This window comes from Corynebacterium cystitidis, from assembly GCF_900187295.1.
Taxonomy (GTDB): domain Bacteria; phylum Actinomycetota; class Actinomycetes; order Mycobacteriales; family Mycobacteriaceae; genus Corynebacterium; species Corynebacterium cystitidis.
This window is the reverse complement of the sequence record NZ_LT906473.1, coordinates 2,642,919-2,662,028: the sequence shown is the minus strand read 5'-3', so window position 1 is coordinate 2,662,028 and position 19,110 is coordinate 2,642,919. Positions and strand designations below refer to the sequence as shown.

The following is a 19,110-nucleotide window of genomic DNA, read 5'->3' as shown; positions in this document are numbered from 1 at the left end:
TAAAAACCGGCGGAAAAAAAGTTTCAGTTAAGGCATGATGGGAGATGTCCCCCATATGCTCATATAAGACTTACACGGTTGAACGCAACAGTCGTGTGGATAACCAAATCAAACTAGATGGAGGAGTTTCATGCACCTGACTCAGCGTGAACAAGAAAAGCTCATGATCGTGGTCGCAGCTGACCTGGCTCGCAAGCGCAAGGAGCGCGGGGTTAAGCTCAACCACCCAGAGGCTAAGGCACTGATCACCGCAGAACTGCTCGAGGGAGCACGTGACGGCAAGAGCGTTGCAGATCTGATGAGTGAAGGCGTCACCTACCTGACTCGTGACGATGTTATGGAAGGTGTTCCAGAGATGATCCCAGACGTGCAGGTCGAGGCAACATTCCCAGACGGCACCAAGCTGGTCACCGTACACAACCCGATCCGCTAAACACACGTCGCGAAGGAGACAAAAACATGATTCCTGGTGAACTCATCATCAACGGCAATGACAAGATCGTCATCAACGAGGGTAAGGAAGCTCTCACCATTGAGGTGACCAACAAGGGCGACCGCCCAGTGCAGGTCGGTTCCCACTTCCACTTCGCAGAGGCGAACGACGAGCTGGAGTTTGACCGCGAGGCTGCGCAGGGTAAGCGTCTCGATATTCCTGCTGGTACTGCAGTGCGTCTGGAGCCGGGCGATTCCCGCACCGTCAACCTGATTGACTTCGGGGGCAAGCGCGAGGTTTACGGCTTTAACGCCAAGGTCAACGGCGCGGTCAAGTAGTCCGTTACGCACAAAACACAGCAAACTAGCAAGGATTTAGGAGAAAAAGCATATGTCTTTTGAAATGGATAGGCGCCAATATGCCGAGCTGAACGGTCCTACCACCGGCGACGGCATCCGTTTGGCAGATACTAATCTCGTGGCAGTCATCGAGTCTGACTCGTCCATCTACGGCGAGGAAGTCTCGTTCGGTGGTGGCAAGGTTATCCGTGATGGCATGGGCCAGAACGGGCGTCTCACCGCAGAAAACGATATTCCAGACCTGGTGATCACAAACCCGATCATCATCGATTACACCGGCATTTACAAGGCGGATATTGCGGTTAAGGACGGCAAGATCCTCAAGATCGGTAAAGCTGGTAACCCTGATACTCAAGACAATGTGGACATCACCGTCGGTGTCGCTACCGAGGTCATTGGTGGCGAGGGCCTAATTGTCACAGCTGGCGCGATTGATACGCACATCCACTACATTTCGCCAGACCAGATTGAATCTGCGTTGGACAATGGAACAACCACCTTCATCGGAGGCGGAACCGGACCAACCGATTCAACAAACGCTACGACTGTCACCTCTGGTCCCCAGAACATGAAGACCATGATCAAGGCTTCTGAGGACTTCAATATCAACGTGGGATTCTTAGGTAAGGGGCACGCTTCCGAGGCTGAGCCTCTACGTGAACAGATCCGCGCTGGTGCAGTTGGTCTGAAGATTCATGAGGACTGGGGTTCCACCTACAACGCGATCGACGTGGCATTGACTGTCGCGGATGAGATGGATTTCCAGGTTGCTATCCACACTGACACTTTGAACGAGGGTGGATTTGCGGATAACACGATCGACGCATTCAAGGACCGCGTCATTCACACCTTCCATACCGAGGGTGCTGGCGGTGGGCACGCCCCGGACATTTTGAAGGTCGCTGGCCTGAACAATGTGATCCCGGCATCGACTAACCCAACGCTGCCTTACACGACCAACACAATGGATGAGCACCTTGACATGATCATGGTGTGCCACCACCTCAATCCGGACCTGCCGGAAGATGTTGCGTTCGCTGACTCCCGTATTCGTAAGGAAACCATTGCGGCTGAAGACGTTTTGCATGATCGTGGCATCATGTCGATTACGTCATCGGACTCTCAAGCAATGGGTCGTGTCGGTGAGGTTGCGCTGCGGACTTGGCAAGTTGCTCACCGCATGAAGGAACAGTTCGGTCCGCTCGAAGGTGACTCCGAGAACAACGACAACAACCGCATCAAGCGCTACATTGCGAAGTACACCATCAACCCTGCAATTGCGTCGGGTATTTCTCACGCGGTTGGTTCGGTGGAAGAGGGCAAGATCGCGGACCTTGTTGTGTGGGATCCTGCTTACTTTGGTGTGAAGCCGAAGCTTGTCTTGAAGTCCGGAATTATTACTCGAGCGATCATGGGTGACTCCAACGCATCGATTCCTACTCCACAGCCACGCACCATGCGCTATCAGTTCGGTGCGCGAGGTGCTGCTGCCGGCCAGACTTCTGTTACCTTCTTGCCTACCGCAGCTTTTGAAGCCGGTTTGCCTGAAGAGCTTGGAATTAACCGCACCTTCGTTGAGGCGAAGAATATGCGCAACATTACCAAGAAGGACATGAAGCATAATGACGCTACCCCAGACATTAAAGTTGACCCAGAAACATATGAACTTTATGTCGACGGTGAATTGATCACTTCGGAGCCAGCGGAAGTCCTGCCGATGGCTCAGCGTTACTTCTTGTTCTAGATTCACACAGAACAGAAGTTTCACATCGAGACGTCTTCGTAAAATAGCGTCGAGAAAGAAGGGAGGCGGAGCTGGTGTGTTGCTACACTAGCCCCGCCTTTCCTCATATTTAGTAGAGTTTTTCTTAACAACAAACCATCCATCTAAGGTTAGAAAAGAAATTAGGGAAAGTTAGAAAAAATGATCATTACCGACATCACTGAAAATATCGCCGATCTGCCTGAAGCAGAACGCGAGAACCTCACTATTGACCCGGTCTACTTTGATAATGAGACCCGCTTGAAGCGCGTACAGCGCGTAGCCGCGGAATCCGGCGAGGAAATCGCCTTGCGCTTGCCGACAGACTTCCGCGAACTCAAAGATGGCGACATCCTCCAACGCACAGATGACAAAGTCTTTGTGGCAAAGATGAAGCCCACCGACGTTCTTGTCATCGCTCCACGGACTATCCGTGAGGCTTTGGTAGTAGCTCACACCTTGGGTAACCGCCATCTCCAGGCACAATTTTTCGACGTTGACTCAGAATTTGGGAAGGAGGTCATGGTGGTGCGCTACGACCACACTGTGGAGCACTACCTAGATCACGCCGGCGCTCCGTACACCCGTGGTGAGCACGTTATGCCTGAGGCCTTCCGTCATGCAGAACATTCCCACTAGTCGCCGCGCACAGCTCGTTGTCTGGCACCTCACGGACTCGGCTCTGCCCACCGGTGGCTTCGCCCATTCCGCAGGTCTGGAAACCTACGTACAGGCTGACGACGTCCACAACCCAGAGACTTATGGTGCGTGGCTCCACGGCTACCTGCGCCAAGCCAGCTTCAACGATGCGCTCGCCGTGAAGCTTGCGGTTGAGTTGCACACTTCGTCGGCAAGCGAGGATGAGAAGCTTGCAGGCCTTGAGCAGCTAGACACCCTGCTGCATGCGGCACAGACCCCGAAGCAGGTCCGCGTCTCCATGAATTCAATGGGCAAGCGTATGGCTCGTGTTGCCAGTATTGTGGCACCGGAAGATGTGCTCGTCGATAAGTACGAAAAGGCGATCACGGCACGTGAGATGCACGGCAATCCGGGCATTGCTGCAGGCCTGGCACTTGCCGCATCTGGTGTGGATCAGCGTGAGGCCGTGGATGCGTACTTGATGCAAATGGCAAACTCGATGACGCAAAACGCCATTCGAGCCATTCCGCTCGGCCAGGATGCAGGCCAGCGCGTGCTGGTCGGCGCCTACCCTGCCATAGAGCGGGCAGGCGACATGACCATGGAGCACACCGTGGCAGACTTGGGTGTAGTAGCGCCCCGCCTTGAGATTGCGCAGATGCAGCACGAGGCATTGCGTTCGCGCATGTTCATGTCTTAAGCCCATGCACTTAATTAAGAGGAAAGTAACAACGAAAGGAATTTTAAAATGAGCTTGATCAAGATTGGTGTCGGAGGACCTGTTGGTTCCGGCAAGACGGCCCTCATTGAACGCATCACCCGCGCACTCGACGGCGAGGTGTCCATGGCGGCAATTACCAACGATATTTACACCACGGAGGATGCAAAGATCTTGGCGCGCGAAGGTTTGCTGCCTGAAGACCGCATCATCGGTGTGGAGACCGGCGGCTGCCCGCACACGGCAATCCGCGAGGATACCTCCATGAATGACGCAGCGATAGAGGAGTTGCAGGCACGCCACCCCGATCTCGAGTTGGTATTTGTGGAGTCTGGTGGCGACAACCTGTCGGCAACCTTCTCGCCTGAGCTGGTGGATTTCTCCATTTACATCATTGACGTAGCACAGGGTGAGAAGATTCCGCGCAAGGCTGGCCAGGGCATGATTAAGTCCGATATGTTCGTGATTAACAAGACGGACCTTGCACCTTACGTAGGCGCAGACCTGCAGGTGATGGCCGATGACTCGAAGGAGTTTCGCGGCGATAAACCTTTCGTGTTGACCAACCTCAAGACTGATGAGGGCTTAGATGAGATCGTCGAGTGGATCCGCCACGATGTCCTGATGCTAGATCTCGCGAAATAATATGCCCAGGAATATGTGGGAACTTCCAGCAGGTGTTTTTGAACATAACCCACCGCGTCATCCCATGGGTGATCTTGAGTTGGGTATTGCCGTTTCGGGCGGAAAGTCCATCGCTACCACCCAGTATCACACGCGCGCACTAAAGATCATCCGCCCGCACTACTTGGATGATTCTGGCCAGGTGTACTACATCATCGTCAACCCCGGTGGTGGTTATGTTGGTGGCGACGCCTACCGGATGAAGATCAGCGTTGCTGATGGTGCTTCCGCGTTGATCACGGACCAGTCGGCGGCGAAAGTGTACCGCACCCCGGGCGACTTCGTTGTGCAGAACATCGAGCTCAACGTGGGTGCGGGTGGTGTGCTCGAGTACATTCCGGACCAGCTGATCCTGTACCGTGACGCTGATTTCCGGCAGCGCATCACCGCGAATGTGGATCCGCAGGGTTCCCTGTTCTTGTCGGACATCATTACGCCTGGGTGGTCGCCGGACGGTGGCCAGTTCCTCTACGAGCAGGCCCACCTGCTTAATGAGGTGTTTATGGACGGTGAGCCGGTGCTCATCGACAATATGCGCATCAACCCGTTAGCCGGTGACTTCGGCGAAGACAAGGACTTCTTCATGGCGGGGCGCACGCACGTGGCCACGGCGATCTGCTTTAATCCAGGGCTTAACGACGAGCTCCTCGATGAGGTTCGCGCTGTGGTCAAGGAGCATGAGGCCGCTGATGAGTCGATGATTGCTGCCATCACCGAGTGTGACCGCCCAGGGTTTGTGCTGCGTGCGCTGGGCAACCGCACCGAGGAGCTGCTTGCCCTCGTGATTGCGGTGGCTAGCCGTGTGCGCGGGACACTGCGGGGCCAGGGGGAGATCCACCTGCGCCAGTATTAACTGGTCACTGGTGGTGCTTAATGGCGGTGACCTGCTCCGATCCAGTGGAGCAGGTCGTGTACGTTATCATCACTGATTCCGTAACGGATGCTGCGGCCGTCGCGCTGTGACTTCACAGTTCCGTTAAGCTCCATAGCTCGAAGAGCAGCGGAGGCCGTGGCCACCCGGACTTCCGTGGCCTTGGCCAATTCGCTGACGGTGTATTGGTACTGTCCGGCGAAATGGATGGAACTCAGCAGTTTCAGGCGGGTTTGGTCACCGAGGATCTTGAAAGTTCCTGCCCATTCCTCAGCAAGCTTGAGGTTACGGTTGAGCTCTTCGTGTGGCTCCATCGCGTGTTCTGTCATGAGCCGCACCTTTCTCCCGGGTTTTGTTGAGTGTGATACTTTCCCACTACTCTAGCCGGTTGAGAAGCGTTCGGGGGTAAGCAAATGCTGGCGGACCGTTCCCACGCGAAGGAGAAAGTCGGTGGGGCGGTCCGCCAGCAAATACGCAAACTAGATAAGAGTGATTGTGGCTCAAACAATCAATTGAACAATATCTAATATTTTAAGCACGGTCAAGTCACGCAATGCTTTACAGTGCAAAGTCCGCTAAAAGTTACTTTAAATAGTCCTTGGCATACATAAGCCCTGATCGCGGGGGTATCCGGGGGTAGCCCTATGGGGTATTCAACGGATTCGGCCCGGATAGATAGTTCGAGTGAAAGGTTGGCAAAGGAGCTTTGACAAATAGGTGAAAAGCAGGGTCCCATGGTCTTGCCCGCGCCGATCGCTTAATCACCGACGAACCTTGGAGGTCCGTCGGGGGCTAGTAATGTCTGAACGTGAGAAGGTCTTAGTTCTCCTTGGTGTGTTTACCGTATGTGTCATCGGCGGCAAGGGGTTTCTGCTGACCACCTTCGGCGTCGAACTCTGCCAGCTGGGAGTCGATGTCATCCATCAGCTCAGCGTCGCGCTCTGCGGGCTCTTCTGACAGCGGGCCAGCGGAACCAGCTACCGAATCATCTACCGAACCAGCAGCAAACTCTCCACCATCGGTGGTTGTGGTGGAGTACACCAAAGTGGACTCCTTTTCACCGGAGTGTTCCTCCACGCGTGGTGGGGTGGTGCGGGGCTCCTCTTTCTTTCCTGGACCAAAGACGAAGTAATACACCGCTGCTGCGATAGCGGCCAGCACGGCTACGATGCCGGTGCCCGCTGCGATGCGGCCCAGAGTCTTGCGGCGCTGTTTCCGCTTCGCCTTCTTGACGGACACCTTATCTACCAAGTTCGTTGTACGCTTCTCCACTTGTTTGGAGGCATCCTGCGCCCGGTTAGCCAGTTGCTCTCGGGCCTGGTCGAGGCGGCGGTGAGCGGCCTGGGTGAGTTTTCCGGCTTCGCGGCGGGACTCGTCGATAAGCGCCTGCCCACGACGGGCTAAATCGTCGCCCTCAAATTCCGCATTGAATTCGTCGGCGGCTGCGACCAAAGCGTCGTATGCCTCGCGTTGCTTCTCTTGGCGGTACTCGTTGACGCGCTGGGCGAAGTCACGCGCAAGGCTAAATCCCTGCTTCAGCAGTAATGGATTCATGGTGTTCCTACTTTCACTAAGTCTTTCCGTTAGTTGGTTTAGTACAAGAATACCCATGAAAGAACATGCATGATGGGTGCTTTGGTGTGAGGTTTTCGGCTGGGTTGCTGAGATCACGGTGCCTGTTTTACCGCGAATTATATTCATCGCAAAAGCCAACGTCATCGGTATTTTTGCGGGTCAAAATTTTTATTGTGCTTGAACCGGTGAAACAGCTTGGTCTACTTTCAATTCAACGCAAGTGCCGAGCCCGGCCGCGACATCTTTCACGACGAACCCCGTGCCTCTACGGACACGGATACTTATGAAAGGACGCATTTGTGTCTGCGAAGAATTCGTCGTCGCGCCCATCCGCTCGGCTTTCTGCATCTGCACCCCTGGATGGTTTCGACGACACCATCCAGTCCATGCCTTCCGGCGTGCCAGGTACGGCCTTCAGAACCCGCCGCCCGCGCCGCCTTGCGCTGAGCTTCGAGGTGATTCCTCCGCGCCATGATGCTGACGAGGCGAAGATCGATAACCTGCTTGCCACGCTGAATGCCTACAAACCGGACTACATTTCGGTCACCTCGTCGGCACGCTCCCAGTGGCTGACCGGCACCACGAAGTTCATCAAACGCATCAGCGCCAACACCCAGGCCCGCACCATCGCGCACCTAGCCTGCACCGCCGGCACCCGCGATGAGCTCACCGAATGGATCTACACCCTGCTTGATTCGGGTGTGCGCGGGTTTTTGGCACTTCGTGGGGATTTGCCGGAAGGAGTGAGCAAGCTTGACGGCGACCACCTCCCGCACGCTACCGACCTGGTGCGGCTGATCCGCGAGATTGAGCAGCAAGAAGCGTTCCGCCTGGCAGCCGGAAACTTGGCAGTGTCTGTGGCTTGTTACCCCTCTGGCCATGCGGAATCCGCAAGCCCGGACGAGGATTTGGACGTGCTGCTGGCCAAGCAGCGCCTTGGAGCCGACTTTGCCATCACCCAGCTTTTCTTCGAGGCGGAAGACTTCCTGCGCTTCGAGCAGCGCGCTCGTTTGGCCGGTGTGCGGATCCCGCTGATCCCTGGAATCATGCCCATGACCAGCCTGAAGCGGGCTGAGCGCATGGGTGTGCTTTCGGGGATCAGTGTCCCCGACCGGGTGTATCAGCGAATGCGCCAGGCCTCGAATGAGGCGGAAGAGTTCGAGATTGGCATGGAGATGACCGTCGATCTCGCCCGCACCATCCTGGAAGCAGGAACAGGCGGGTTGCATATCTACACGCACAACAATGCCGAGGTGACGCAGGACCTGTTGAACCGGATCGGTATACCCACCCCTGACGCGCTGCGCTAGGAACTCGCTGCAGAAGCCGGAAGCCTCCGCTGAGCTGCAGAAGTAACTGAAAAATTTCTGACATATTCTGACGTAAGGATCTTCCTATGACTTCTTCTTTTCCCAAGGCCACCATCGAGGGCTATCCTCGCATCGGCCGCAACCGTGAACTCAAGCGCGCCCTCGAGTCTTACTGGGCCGGCCGCATCGACCAGGAAACCTTCCTGTCCACGACGCATGCGCTGCGCATTGATACCTACAATCACCTGCGTGATTTGGGGCTTAACGACGACTACGCCATCCCTGCTGATGTCGCCTACTACGACCAGGTGCTCGAAACAGCTTTGACTGTCGGTGTGCTTGAGGCTGCTGACCTGGACGAGGAGTTTGCCCTGTGCCGCGGTACTGATGACCGCAACCCGCTGGAAATGACAAAGTGGTTCGACACCAACTACCACTACTTGGTTCCTGAGATCTCGGAGAACGCTTTTGACCCAGCTCCGGAGCGCATCGTGCGTATCGTCGAGGAGGCCCGCGCCGCCGGCCATACTGTGCGCCCGTACCTGGTGGGCCCTGTCACCTTGCTTGCATTGTCGAAGCCGGTTGATTTCTCGCGCCTTGATGAGCTGACCGCCGCCTACGCAACCGTATTTTCCGCTCTCCACAAGGAGGGCGTGGACTGGGTGCAGGTTGCTGAGCCAATCCTTACAGCTGATATCGCAGGCCACCCTGACGCAGACCTGGCACGCTACGCTTCTGAGGCGTGGACTGAGCTACTGGGCGCTGAGGACCGTCCACATGTCTACCTGACCACCCCTTATGGTTCCCTGCGCGAGGGCCTGAAAGCACTTGCCGACGCCAAGCCGGAAGCCTTGCACGTGGACTTGGCACCTGCAACCTTGGAGGCTGATCCGGACTACCCACGCCGCGTTGCTGCAGCCGTTGCTCCTGAGACCCACCTGGTTGCGGGCCTCATTGACGGCCGCAATATTTGGGCCGGTGACCTGCGTAAGAAGGAAGAGGTGCTCGCTACGCTTCGCTCCGCGAGCACGGCAGATAACGGACGCTCCGAAGATTCCGTTTCCGTGTCCACCTCCGTGTCCCTGCAGCACGTACCGCACACGCTTGAAGATGAGAAGCACTTGCCGGTTGACGTGGCAGGTTGGCTTTCGTTTGCAGACGAGAAGATCGGCGAGGCACAGGCACTGGTGGCTGGCCCCATCGATGCGGCTGAGGCGTTTGCTCGCTCCGACCGCGCGGTGCGCACCCGCGCAGAATCCACCAAGTTGCACAACCAAGCGGTGGCAGAGCGCGTCGGCAAGCTCCCTGAAGGCGAAGTCAAGCGCGAACCTGCCTTCGAAGAGCGCATCAAGGCGCAGCAAGACCAGTTGAACCTGCCTGCACTGCCCACCACCACCATCGGTTCTTTCCCGCAGACCGCAGAGATTCGTCGCGCGCGCACCCTGCACCGCACCGGTGAGCTATCGGATGCGGATTACAACGACCGCCTGAAGCAAGAAGTCAAGGACGTTATCGAGCTGCAGGAGCGCCTCGGCCTGGACGTGCTGGTGCACGGCGAGCCGGAGCGCAACGACATGGTGCAGTACTTCGCCGAGCAGATGGAAGGATTTGTTACTACCGATAATGGTTGGGTTCAGTCGTACGGTTCCCGTTGCACCCGTCCACCGATCGTGGTCGGCGACGTGTCCCGCCCAGAGCCGATGACTGTGGAGTGGGCGAAGTATGCGCAGAGCCTGTCCGATAAGCCGGTCAAGGGCATGCTCACCGGACCAGTGACCATCCTGGCCTGGTCTTTCCCGCGTGATGATGTCTCTTTGGCAGAATCCGCCGACCAGATCGGTGTGGCACTTGCCGACGAGGTCCGCGACCTTGAGGAGGCCGGCATCCAGGTGATTCAGATTGATGAGCCCGCACTGCGCGAGCTGCTGCCACTGCGTGAGGATGCACGCCCTGAGTACCTGAAGTGGGCTGTGCGCTCCTTCCGGCTGGTGTCTTTGACCGCTAAGCCAACCACTCAGATCCACACCCACCTGTGCTATTCCGAGTTCGGCCAGATCATCGACGCTGTTGCTGGCTTGGATGCGGACGTGACCTCGATCGAGGCCGCGCGATCGCGGATGGAGCTGCTCGAGGACATCGACGAAACCTTCCACTCCGAGATCGGCCCAGGTATCTGGGATATCCACGCACCGCGCGTTCCGTCAGTGGCTGAGATGGCGGAGCTAATCCGCGCAGCGTTGAAGAACGTGCCAACTGAGCGCCTCTGGGTCAACCCTGACTGTGGTTTGAAGACCCGCGGCTACGCCGAAGTGGAGCCGTCGCTGCGTAACCTCGTGCTTGCCCGCGACGAGGTTGTGGCTGCAGGAGTGTAGCAGCGATCTGGAGACCGCCCCGCTACTTTAAATGTGGCGGGGCGGTGTCTGGTCGCCCACATTATCGCCTGAAGGTGACACGGCGGAATTTACCGTAATTATCGAAAATTCAGTTTCTTTGCACTATATTTGAATCCATGAGCCTTTACTTTCATGAATCTCTCAGCAAAAAGCTAAAGACTGGTATCGTTGCTGTAGTCGCTGTACCTGCCCTTTTCCTGGCAGGATGTTCCGAATCTGATGATCAGAACAGTGCTTCTCAAACAGAAGAGACTGCTGCTTCTGAATCTTCTGTTGCATCCGAGAGTGCCACGACTTCGGCAGAGGAAAGCAAGGATAAAAAGGATAAAAAAGTAGATGGTGATCTGACTGAACCGGGCACGACTCTGAAGCTTGGTGAGACGGCGACAGTGATGACAGAGGATTACGATGGAAATCTTCTTACCTGGGAACTTGCCGTCAATGAACCTGTTGAAAAGACCGTAGAAGAGGTTCATGAGGCAGCTGGGCAGGAGATAGGAAAGCCTGAAGATCAGATTGAAAAGTTTATTTGCGTGCCGTACACGATGACTTTGAAGAAGGTTGAACAAGTCGGCGAGGAAAAGCCATACAGCGTGGAACAACCTGACATCAACCTGACGGATGATCGTGGCTACAAGGCGAATAAGTTTTTGTTGTTCGGTGGTGGCGAAGAAATTGTTTGCGGAATCGATGCGGTTGATGTCATGCCAACCGCTCTTGAAGACGTCCAGATTGATCGCCCTTACCAATACGCTGCGTTGAGCTACGTAACTTCTGAGGGTGGAAACCCTGCGACAGCAGCTAGCTTCGAATATGACATTCCGTCCAACTCGGATCTAACACCATCTGATCCAATCTCCTGGCGCTAAACGCCTACACACAGCACAGCAAAGTTTCTATTCGGCCCCGTGATGGATATGCGGGGCCGTTTTGCTTATGATTTTGTTTGCGTAGGTATCCAGTAGCGGATCAAACCATCGCTGGTGCCCTCGATTATTCCACCTGCTTTTTCGATGACGCGTGCCGACGCTGGGTTCGCCTCAAGGCAAGTTACCATAACCTGTTCCAGGCCGAATTCATGGGCACGAGTCAGTACCAACGTGAGCGCTTGAGTAGCCAATCCGCGTCCGCGCGCTGACGGGCGGACTGTGTATCCGACGTGCCCGCCACGGGTGCGCAAATATTCGGTACCTAATGTGTGCCGCAGTTGGATCGCACCAAGGTACTCCGAGCCTTCCACCATCCACCAGTTCGTCGCAGGAACACGGCCGGAGCGCGGGGAGACGGCCTCGTCGTTAAGCGCGTAAACCCATGTGGCAAAGGTGGTGGGATCAGAAAGGTCTCCGTCGGCAAGCTCGAGGCTCATACCGTGGCCCTCGTTAGGGCCGTCTGCGTGCTGTAGCTCGTGAGCGGCCTCTAGCCAGGAGGCGTGGAAGGCAGTGTTCGGCTGGGTTAGGCGCATGGCAGTCTCCGTCAATGTCTAAGTAGCCCAGTGTAGCTTGCCAATCCAATGCTTAACCGAGCGTCTGATGAAGATCGCGCAGGGCTTCATAGATATGTACCAGGCCGGAGTGAGGGCGTTGAGGAACCAAACAGCCAAGTTCCACAGTCGCGTCAGGCCCTAGCGTGATAAATGTGAGGCTCGGGTCAAAACCGCGGATTGCGTCTCGTGGTAGCACGCCGAAAGCACGCCCTTGTGAAAGCAAGTACTGCTTTGAGCCTGTCAGTTGTGCGCTTCCAACAATCACAAGGGGGTCAAGGTTGCGCTGCTGGCAGCAGCGAATCAACTCGTCATAGTATTCGGGGTGCTGGTCGCGTGGCCAGGACATCAGTGGGGTGCGTTCTAGCGAGCTGAGATCAGCGGGGTCCTGAACGAGATCGATTATTTCCTGGGTTCCTACCAGCACCAACGGGTCGTGCCCAATTGGTACCACGGTGAATCCGGGAATTTCGCGCGGGCAGTGGCACACGCCAATGTCTGCTTGTTGTTCTTCTAGGACTGTTTCTACTTCGCCGGTGCCTACTTCCTTGACGGCTAGCTTGACATGGGGGAAGGTTGTTTCCATTTTTTGCAGGAGTTTAGGTATGAGGTTGTTCACCAGGCTGGGGGAGCACGCTAGGTGGATTGTGTGGGGGAATCCGGTGGCTAGGCTTGCTGCGTAGTCGACGAATCGGTGTGCGTCTGCCACGATGCGGCGGGCGTGTTTGATCAAGCTGTGGCCTTCTTCTGTCAGGGTGGCAGGCCCTTGGTCGCGGTCAAAGAGCTGCACATCCAGGGTTTCTTCCAGGCGCTGGATTTCTTTACTGATTGTTGGTTGTGTGCGTGATAGTTCGGCTGCCGCGCCGGAGAAGCTCCCTTTGTTTACTGTGGCGACGAAGGCTTCTAACTGTTTGAGCGTAATTTCACAGGTGGCTTTGTTGGTCATGGCTGCGAACCCTCCCCATAGCGTTTAGCTATGCCTATATTCCATTAGGGCTATTGTCGGTCTTGTCTTCATTACTTAACGTTAAGCATGACATAAGTAACAAGAAGGAGACAGTGATGAATAAGTCACAGTATTTGTTTGTGGGGGACCATGTACAAGAAGCGCTAGATTCAGGTTCACCTGTTGTCGCGCTTGAATCAACCATTTTCACCCACGGTTTGCCTCAGCCGATGAACGTCAGTGTTGCGCTGGAGGGTGAACAGATCGTGAGCAACAGCGGGGCGGTACCGGCCACAATCGGCGTGTATAAAGGCCAGCCAACGGTGGGTCTGACTACAGATCAGATCGAAGAGATGGCAGCACAAGACAAGATGTTGAAAGCCTCGGTGCGTGAGCTGAGTTACGCCCATGTTCACGGGCTTTCTGCTGGTACGACGATTGCAGCCACCGCCCACCTGGCACACCAGGCAGGCATCGACGTGTTCGCTACCGGTGGGCTGGGTGGAGTTCACCACGGTGCCAGCGAAACTTTCGACGAGTCAGCTGACTTAATTGCCATGAGCCAGATATCTTTCGTGCTGGTGTCTTCGGGTGCGAAGGCAATCCTGGATATTCCTGCCACGCTGGAACGTTTTGAAACCCTCAATGTTCCTGTGATCGGCTACCAAACTGATCAATATCCGGGCTTCTATGTGGCAGATTCTGGCCATGCGCTGAACCGTAGGGTAGACACCCCGGAGCAAGTGGCAGAGATGCTGCGCGTGCAGCGTGATCTTGGCGTGAAGTCTGGGATCAATATTTGTAACCCGGTGCCTATGAAAGATCAGCTTGATCCTGAGCTTCTCGATCAGATTCTTAGCCAGGCCTGGGATGAGGCTGAACGCCAGGGGATCTCCGGTCAGGAGTCCACTCCGTTTTTGCTGGACTATATCCGCCAGGCAACCGACGGGAAATCGTTGGAAGCAAACGTTGCACTGTATAAGAACAACATCGCGCTTGCTGCTTCTATCGCGGGATCAATCCGAAGAGGTGAGAAATAATGTTGTGTGTTATCGGTGACATTGTTCAAGACATTGTTGTGTGGCTAGAAGAAGAGATTCGCCACGCTACAGACACGAAATCAACTATCACTATCACCCGTGGCGGTTCAGCCGCGAATGTTGCAGCGTTTGCGGGCCCGCGCACGCCAACCCGGTTTATCGGGTGTGTAGGGGATGATTTGGCGGGTTTGGCGTTGACCCGCGATCTTGAAAGCCTCGGTGTTGATGTGAAGATGCAGGTGCGGGGCACAACGGGCACGATTGTGGTGCAGATTGACCAAAGTGGTGAAAGGAATATGTTCCCTTCGCGCGGCGCGTCTGGCATGTTGCAACCCATTGATCAGCAGTGGCTTGCCGACGTCTCCCTGTTGCATCTCACCGCGTATTCGCTTGAGGTGGAACCTACTCGGTCTTCGGCTATTGCTGCGGCGCAGGCAGTGCGGGCCAACGGTGGAAAAATCTCTTTCGATATTTCCAGCGTGTACACCATCGAGAGTTTAGGCAAGCAAACCTATCTGAAGTACATGGCTGAGATCGCGCCGGACTATATTTCCGCGAACAGGGATGAGGCAGAGCTGCTTGAACTTGCGCTTAACGACGAGCCCGGCCCCGGATTGGAGCAATTCCCGCAGGCAACACTGCTGGCACGCAATGGGGCGGAAGCAACACGCGTGTTTGTGGGCGGGCAACTCCAACACGTTGTACCCGTAGAGCCGGCAACCACTATTCGGGATCTTACCGGTGCTGGGGATGCTTTTAACGCGGGCTTCCTCGCCAGTGTCGCCAACGGGGAAACTGACCTAGAAGCCAGCGTTCTTGCCGCTCATCGCCTGGCGCGCCGGGTTTTGGTGTCGCCAGGTGCTACTGAGCCTGCCGACGTTGAGCCGTCAGACTCTGATGCGGAGAAGGCGAGCTAGGACCATGTCTACAAAAGTTATGGAAACAACTCGTAGAACTACCGGTACTGTTGGTCTTGTTCTGGCGTTGTTGTCTGCCATTCTGGCCTTCCAGCTCAACGCGTCAATGCTATCGCCGGTGCTTGCCACCATGGAACGTGAGCTGAACGCGACAGCGGTGCAAATCGGTGTGAGCCAAACAGCGTTCTTTACCGCAGCGGCGCTATTTTCTCTGGTGTTGCCGCGTTGGGGGGATCTTATCGGGCGCCGCAAAATCATGATTGGCATGCTGGTGGTCACGGCGCTAGGTTCTGTAGCCGCCGCATTGTCCGTCAATGTGTACATGTTATTTGTGGCCCGCATTATCCAGGGTGTCTCTGGCCCGATTGTGCCCATGGCCTTAATCATGCTGCGCGCCCAAATGCCTGATGAGAAGCGTTACGCGTTCTGGATGGCGGTGTTAACCTCTGTCAACGGCGGTATTGCTGGTGTCGATGCTCTCGCTGGTGGTTGGCTAGCTGCGAACTATGGGTTCCGTTCCGTGTTTTGGACGATGGCTGTTGTCGCAGTATTAGCAATTGTCTTTGTCCGCTTGGGCACTCTGGAAACACGTGGGGAACAGTCTCAGAAGATGGACTGGGGTGGGGCTTTCGCCCTGGTTGTTTCTTTGGGTGCAATCCTGACTGCGTTTAATGAGCTGGGCAAGCTAGATCAGGCGAACTTCGTTTTGGTTGGGATCTTGCTGGTTGTCGGAGTAGTGGCATTCTTCATTTTCTGGAGGATCGAATCCACTATCGAGCACCCCTTGGTTACTACGACCTATATGAAGCAACGTCGCACTTGGGGTTTGCTCCTCACCACAGTGCTCACGATGACAGGGATTTTCGCCATTATGAATGGGCTGATTCCTAACCTTGCCCAATCACCTGAGTTCGCCGGCCTAGGAGCAGACACGGTGTCTTGGTTTACGCTGACACCTTATGCCTTGGCAGGACTCATCATGGGGCCGATTGCAGGAAAGATCGCAGGAAAGTTGGGCTATCTATCTGTGTTGAGAGGCGGGTTGGTGGTCACGTTGTTGGGCATCTTCTTTGCCATGTATGTGGTTACTAATACCACGCCAATCACATTGCTGATCGTGTCACTGTGGATTGGTATCTCTTACGCCGGTGTGTGCAACATCATGCTCAACGGCTTAGGTGTTGTGCTTTCGCCGAAAGATAACCAGGGCTATCTGCCCGGGATGAACTCTGGCGCTTTCAACATCGGTGCAGGACTATCTTTCGCCTTGCTGTTCATGGTTAACACCACTGTGGGAGCAGCTCAAGGCGAAGCTGCAGGTTACCAGGCAGGAATGCTCACCGGTGCGATTATTATCGTGCTAGCTTTGGTGGCTTCCTTCCTGATCCCTTCTCCCGCACGGGTAGAGGAGGAAGACCAACAAGCTGCGGCTGCAGCCTAAGACCGACCGGGACCGCTTGCGCGTCTGCCTGCCAACCACCCTGTGCTGGTGGCGCAGGCGCGCTGTGCGCGAACACGTACAGCGATGACGCTTCAACTTCATCGTTGCCTTAATGAAAGGCCACTGCGAAAGCAGTGGCAACTTATCTTCCGGCGCAAGATCATCAACTGCTGTGAAGCCTCAATGAAAGGCCACTGCCGAAACAGTGGCGACGGAAGCCCTGGACGTGAACCGCACCCCTCCTACCTGGCCTCAATGAAAGGCCACTGCCGAAACAGTGGCGACGGAAGCCCTGGACGTGAACCGCACCCCTCCTACCTGGCCTCAATGAAAGGCCACTGCCGAAACAGTGGCGACGTGACATGAACCATGAATGGTAGCCGAGTGAGTTGCCTCAATGAAAGGCCACTGCCGAAACAGTGGCGACCCCATCCAGGTATGCGCAGACGTGCCAGTCACGTCAGTGCCTCAATGAAAGGCCACTGCCGAAACAGTGGCGACTGCGGCGACCCGGGCACTTGATGGGCTCGAGGCGCGCCTCAATGAAAGGCCACTGCCGAAACAGTGGCGACGATGAATCGCTGACGCGCGCCGGTAGGCCTGTTCCCGCCTCAATGAAAGGCCACTGCCGAAACAGTGGCGACCCCATCCAGGTATGCGCAGACGTGCCAGTCACGTCAGTGCCTCAATGAAAGGCCACTGCCGAAACAGTGGCGACCTCCTTACGAATCTCCACCGGGGTTGTGATCGGGTGGGCCTCAATGAAAGGCCACTGCCGAAACAGTGGCGACGTTGCTGCACTTGCAAGAAACGTCACAATTGACGAAAGCCTCAATGAAAGGCCACTGCCGAAACAGTGGCGACGGAAGCCCTGGACGTGAACCGCACCCCTCCTACCTGGCCTCAATGAAAGGCCACTGCCGAAACAGTGGCGACCAAAGGGTCATCATCGACCGAGACAAAATCCAAGAAGCCTCAATGAAAGGCCACTGCCGAAACAGTGGCGACCGAGCTAGCCGGGGCGAACCTGTCGCGGTGGGACGCCTCAATGAAAGGCCACTGCCGAAACAGTGGCGACTGTTTTCTTGTCGGCCCATAGTGGCTCGACGTTGGGGCCTCAATGAAAGGCCACTGCCGAAACAGTGGCGACGCAACACAACGCCAGCCGCGACTTTCTTGCACCAGCCTCAATGAAAGGCCACTGCCGAAACAGTGGCGACGCAACACAACGCCAGCCGCGACTTTCTTGCACCAGCCTCAATGAAAGGCCACTGCCGAAACAGTGGCGACGGAAGCCCTGGACGTGAACCGCACCCCTCCTACCTGGCCTCAATGAAAGGCCACTGCCGAAACAGTGGCGACTTAGGCGCACGCAGTCCCATCTTCGACCACTTCGAGCCTCAATGAAAGGCCACTGCCGAAACAGTGGCGACCTCAACCACGGGTAGCATGTCACTGACTTGCTGACGCCTCAATGAAAGGCCACTGCCGAAACAGTGGCGACTTATCCCCGCGCTCCAAAAACTCGACGCGCTACTAGCCTCAATGAAAGGCCACTGCCGAAACAGTGGCGACTCCCAGCCCGGCGCGTGTGACGGCTCGTTCTAGGCCTCAATGAAAGGCCACTGCCGAAACAGTGGCGACCAGCTCGTCACCAACCGCCTCCTGCAGATTTTCGAGCCTCAATGAAAGGCCACTGCCGAAACAGTGGCGACGCTTCGGCTTCGATCATAATCGCTGCGGTCAACGCAGCCTCAATGAAAGGCCACTGCCGAAACAGTGGCGACGATCAAACCGCGAGTCAAATCTATGGGTAAGTTCGTGGCCTCAATGAAAGGCCACTGCCGAAACAGTGGCGACAGCTTTCCGTTGAGCTTTTCAAGGTCTTCCGCACTGCCTCAATGAAAGGCCACTGCCGAAACAGTGGCGACGTTGCCGAGTCCGGGTAGTTGGAGGTGGCTGCCGTTGCCTCAATGAAAGGCCACTGCCGAAACAGTGGCGACAACGGCTGGGGGGACCAGGAGGGGCGTATTCCCTGGCCTCAATGAAAGGCCACTGCCGAAACAGTGGCGACGCTGGGGAGGTCTACGCGCCGGAAACGTACGAAATGCCTCAATGAAAGGCCACTGCCGAAACAGTGGCGACCCAGGGACACGCGCGTAGCGGGTTTGTGCGTGAACGGCCTCAATGAAAGGCCACTGCCGAAACAGTGGCGACTGGTCAGAGGAGTCACATAAATGGTCACGGGTGTCTGCCTCAATGAAAGGCCACTGCCGAAACAGTGGCGACATCGTCTTCGACTCTCCATCGCTCATAGGCCACGCGGGCCTCAATGAAAGGCCACTGCCGAAACAGTGGCGACGTTGGTTCCACACCCCGGCGAATCGAAGGATGATCTCGCCTCAATGAAAGGCCACTGCCGAAACAGTGGCGACCCAGCGGGGCCGCCCGGCCCGCAAGGCCTGCAGGGCCTCAATGAAAGGCCACTGCCGAAACAGTGGCGACCCAAGAGATAAACCTCGTCCATGCCCACACTTGAGGC

Annotated in this window: 17 protein-coding genes and 1 CRISPR repeat array (1 of these 18 cut by a window edge); of the genes, 13 read left to right on the top strand and 4 right to left on the bottom strand. The window is 56.1% G+C overall.

Annotated features, from left to right (window positions below):
• The first annotated feature begins 130 nt into the window (after positions 1–130).
• The 7 genes from CKV99_RS12545 to CKV99_RS12515 all read left to right on the top strand — a co-directional run bounded on the left by CKV99_RS12545 (position 131) and on the right by CKV99_RS12515 (position 5,448).
• Positions 131–433 carry an urease subunit gamma gene (locus CKV99_RS12545; protein WP_092259417.1) on the top strand — a complete coding sequence of 101 codons (303 nt, stop codon included), beginning with the start codon at positions 131–133 and terminating at the stop codon, positions 431–433.
• Between the two features lie 26 nt (positions 434–459).
• Positions 460–771 carry an urease subunit beta gene (locus tag CKV99_RS12540; protein WP_092259420.1) on the top strand — a complete coding sequence of 104 codons (312 nt, stop codon included), beginning with the start codon at positions 460–462 and terminating at the stop codon, positions 769–771.
• A 52-nt stretch (positions 772–823) separates the two neighbouring features.
• A complete protein-coding gene (gene ureC, locus CKV99_RS12535; protein WP_092259423.1) occupies positions 824–2,536 on the top strand; it encodes an urease subunit alpha in 1,713 nt (570 codons plus the stop codon).
• A gap of 180 nt (positions 2,537–2,716) precedes the next feature.
• Complete coding sequence (gene ureE / locus CKV99_RS12530; protein ID WP_092259425.1) at positions 2,717–3,193, top strand: urease accessory protein UreE; 477 nt, start codon at positions 2,717–2,719, stop codon at positions 3,191–3,193.
• The gene (locus CKV99_RS12525) at positions 3,174–3,893 is read left to right on the top strand and encodes an urease accessory protein UreF (RefSeq protein ID WP_092259428.1); all 720 of its coding nucleotides are present in this window, start codon (positions 3,174–3,176) and stop codon (positions 3,891–3,893) included. The genes ureE and CKV99_RS12525 overlap by 20 nt, the downstream gene beginning before the upstream one ends.
• Positions 3,894–3,941: 48 nt before the next feature.
• Entirely contained in the window at positions 3,942–4,556 is a 615-nt protein-coding gene (gene ureG, locus CKV99_RS12520) for an urease accessory protein UreG (protein WP_092259431.1), read from the top strand.
• A 13-nt stretch (positions 4,557–4,569) separates the two neighbouring features.
• Positions 4,570–5,448, top strand: coding sequence for an urease accessory protein UreD (locus CKV99_RS12515; RefSeq protein WP_092259434.1), 879 nt, complete (start codon positions 4,570–4,572; stop codon positions 5,446–5,448).
• 17 nt (positions 5,449–5,465) lie between these two features.
• Here the strand turns inward: CKV99_RS12515 and CKV99_RS12510 are convergent, their stop codons facing one another.
• A complete protein-coding gene (locus CKV99_RS12510; protein WP_231910072.1) occupies positions 5,466–5,795 on the bottom strand; it encodes an ArsR/SmtB family transcription factor in 330 nt (109 codons plus the stop codon).
• 490 nt (positions 5,796–6,285) lie between these two features.
• Positions 6,286–7,020 carry a hypothetical protein gene (locus tag CKV99_RS12505; RefSeq protein WP_092259437.1) on the bottom strand — a complete coding sequence of 245 codons (735 nt, stop codon included), beginning with the start codon at positions 7,018–7,020 and terminating at the stop codon, positions 6,286–6,288.
• A 320-nt stretch (positions 7,021–7,340) separates the two neighbouring features.
• Between CKV99_RS12505 and CKV99_RS12500 the strand changes: the two genes are divergently transcribed.
• From CKV99_RS12500 to CKV99_RS12490, 3 genes are all read left to right on the top strand, one after another.
• Positions 7,341–8,351, top strand: coding sequence for a methylenetetrahydrofolate reductase (locus CKV99_RS12500; protein WP_231910071.1), 1,011 nt, complete (start codon positions 7,341–7,343; stop codon positions 8,349–8,351).
• An 86-nt stretch (positions 8,352–8,437) separates the two neighbouring features.
• On the top strand, positions 8,438–10,723 hold the full coding sequence (metE, locus tag CKV99_RS12495) for a 5-methyltetrahydropteroyltriglutamate--homocysteine S-methyltransferase (protein WP_092259440.1): 2,286 nt from the start codon (positions 8,438–8,440) through the stop codon (positions 10,721–10,723).
• 137 nt (positions 10,724–10,860) lie between these two features.
• Positions 10,861–11,613: a hypothetical protein gene (locus CKV99_RS12490; protein ID WP_092259443.1), complete on the top strand. Its 753-nt coding sequence runs from the start codon at positions 10,861–10,863 to the stop codon at positions 11,611–11,613.
• Positions 11,614–11,678: 65 nt separating this feature from the next.
• On the opposite strand, the gene CKV99_RS12485 is transcribed toward CKV99_RS12490, so the two are convergent.
• Together CKV99_RS12485 and CKV99_RS12480 are read right to left on the bottom strand one after the other, a co-directional pair.
• Complete coding sequence (locus CKV99_RS12485; RefSeq protein ID WP_092259446.1) at positions 11,679–12,206, bottom strand: GNAT family N-acetyltransferase; 528 nt, start codon at positions 12,204–12,206, stop codon at positions 11,679–11,681.
• 52 nt (positions 12,207–12,258) lie between these two features.
• Positions 12,259–13,170 carry a LysR family transcriptional regulator gene (locus CKV99_RS12480; RefSeq protein WP_092259449.1) on the bottom strand — a complete coding sequence of 304 codons (912 nt, stop codon included), beginning with the start codon at positions 13,168–13,170 and terminating at the stop codon, positions 12,259–12,261.
• A 116-nt stretch (positions 13,171–13,286) separates the two neighbouring features.
• Here CKV99_RS12480 and CKV99_RS12475 point away from each other — a divergent pair, with 116 nt between their 5' ends.
• Genes CKV99_RS12475 through uriT form a run of 3 tightly spaced genes read left to right on the top strand, consistent with a single transcriptional unit; the run spans position 13,287 to position 16,568 of the window.
• Positions 13,287–14,210 carry a pseudouridine-5'-phosphate glycosidase gene (locus tag CKV99_RS12475; protein ID WP_092259452.1) on the top strand — a complete coding sequence of 308 codons (924 nt, stop codon included), beginning with the start codon at positions 13,287–13,289 and terminating at the stop codon, positions 14,208–14,210.
• Positions 14,210–15,127, top strand: coding sequence for a carbohydrate kinase family protein (locus CKV99_RS12470; protein ID WP_092259455.1), 918 nt, complete (start codon positions 14,210–14,212; stop codon positions 15,125–15,127). Before CKV99_RS12475 ends, CKV99_RS12470 begins: the two co-directional genes overlap by 1 nt.
• Before the next feature lie 4 nt (positions 15,128–15,131).
• Positions 15,132–16,568, top strand: coding sequence for a uridine transporter UriT (gene uriT, locus CKV99_RS12465; RefSeq protein ID WP_092259458.1), 1,437 nt, complete (start codon positions 15,132–15,134; stop codon positions 16,566–16,568).
• A gap of 106 nt (positions 16,569–16,674) precedes the next feature.
• Positions 16,675–19,110: direct repeats of the CRISPR family, unit length 36 nt; unit sequence GCCTCAATGAAAGGCCACTGCCGAAACAGTGGCGAC; it runs 681 nt beyond the window's last position.

What these genes read in the sequence shown, in the direction of transcription:
- CKV99_RS12545 (WP_092259417.1), top strand. Translation starts at nt 131, where the DNA reads ATGCACCTGACTCAGCGTGAACAAGAAAAGCTCATGATCGTGGTCGCA.
- CKV99_RS12540 (WP_092259420.1), top strand. Translation starts at nt 460, where the DNA reads ATGATTCCTGGTGAACTCATCATCAACGGCAATGACAAGATCGTCATC.
- ureC (WP_092259423.1), top strand. Translation starts at nt 824, where the DNA reads ATGTCTTTTGAAATGGATAGGCGCCAATATGCCGAGCTGAACGGTCCT.
- ureE (WP_092259425.1), top strand. Translation starts at nt 2,717, where the DNA reads ATGATCATTACCGACATCACTGAAAATATCGCCGATCTGCCTGAAGCA.
- CKV99_RS12525 (WP_092259428.1), top strand. Translation starts at nt 3,174, where the DNA reads ATGCAGAACATTCCCACTAGTCGCCGCGCACAGCTCGTTGTCTGGCAC.
- ureG (WP_092259431.1), top strand. Translation starts at nt 3,942, where the DNA reads ATGAGCTTGATCAAGATTGGTGTCGGAGGACCTGTTGGTTCCGGCAAG.
- CKV99_RS12515 (WP_092259434.1), top strand. Translation starts at nt 4,570, where the DNA reads ATGTGGGAACTTCCAGCAGGTGTTTTTGAACATAACCCACCGCGTCAT.
- CKV99_RS12510 (WP_231910072.1), bottom strand. Translation starts at nt 5,795, where the DNA reads ATGACAGAACACGCGATGGAGCCACACGAAGAGCTCAACCGTAACCTC.
- CKV99_RS12505 (WP_092259437.1), bottom strand. Translation starts at nt 7,020, where the DNA reads ATGAATCCATTACTGCTGAAGCAGGGATTTAGCCTTGCGCGTGACTTC.
- metE (WP_092259440.1), top strand. Translation starts at nt 8,438, where the DNA reads ATGACTTCTTCTTTTCCCAAGGCCACCATCGAGGGCTATCCTCGCATC.
- CKV99_RS12490 (WP_092259443.1), top strand. Translation starts at nt 10,861, where the DNA reads ATGAGCCTTTACTTTCATGAATCTCTCAGCAAAAAGCTAAAGACTGGT.
- CKV99_RS12485 (WP_092259446.1), bottom strand. Translation starts at nt 12,206, where the DNA reads ATGCGCCTAACCCAGCCGAACACTGCCTTCCACGCCTCCTGGCTAGAG.
- CKV99_RS12480 (WP_092259449.1), bottom strand. Translation starts at nt 13,170, where the DNA reads ATGACCAACAAAGCCACCTGTGAAATTACGCTCAAACAGTTAGAAGCC.
- CKV99_RS12475 (WP_092259452.1), top strand. Translation starts at nt 13,287, where the DNA reads ATGAATAAGTCACAGTATTTGTTTGTGGGGGACCATGTACAAGAAGCG.
- CKV99_RS12470 (WP_092259455.1), top strand. Translation starts at nt 14,210, where the DNA reads ATGTTGTGTGTTATCGGTGACATTGTTCAAGACATTGTTGTGTGGCTA.
- uriT (WP_092259458.1), top strand. Translation starts at nt 15,132, where the DNA reads ATGTCTACAAAAGTTATGGAAACAACTCGTAGAACTACCGGTACTGTT.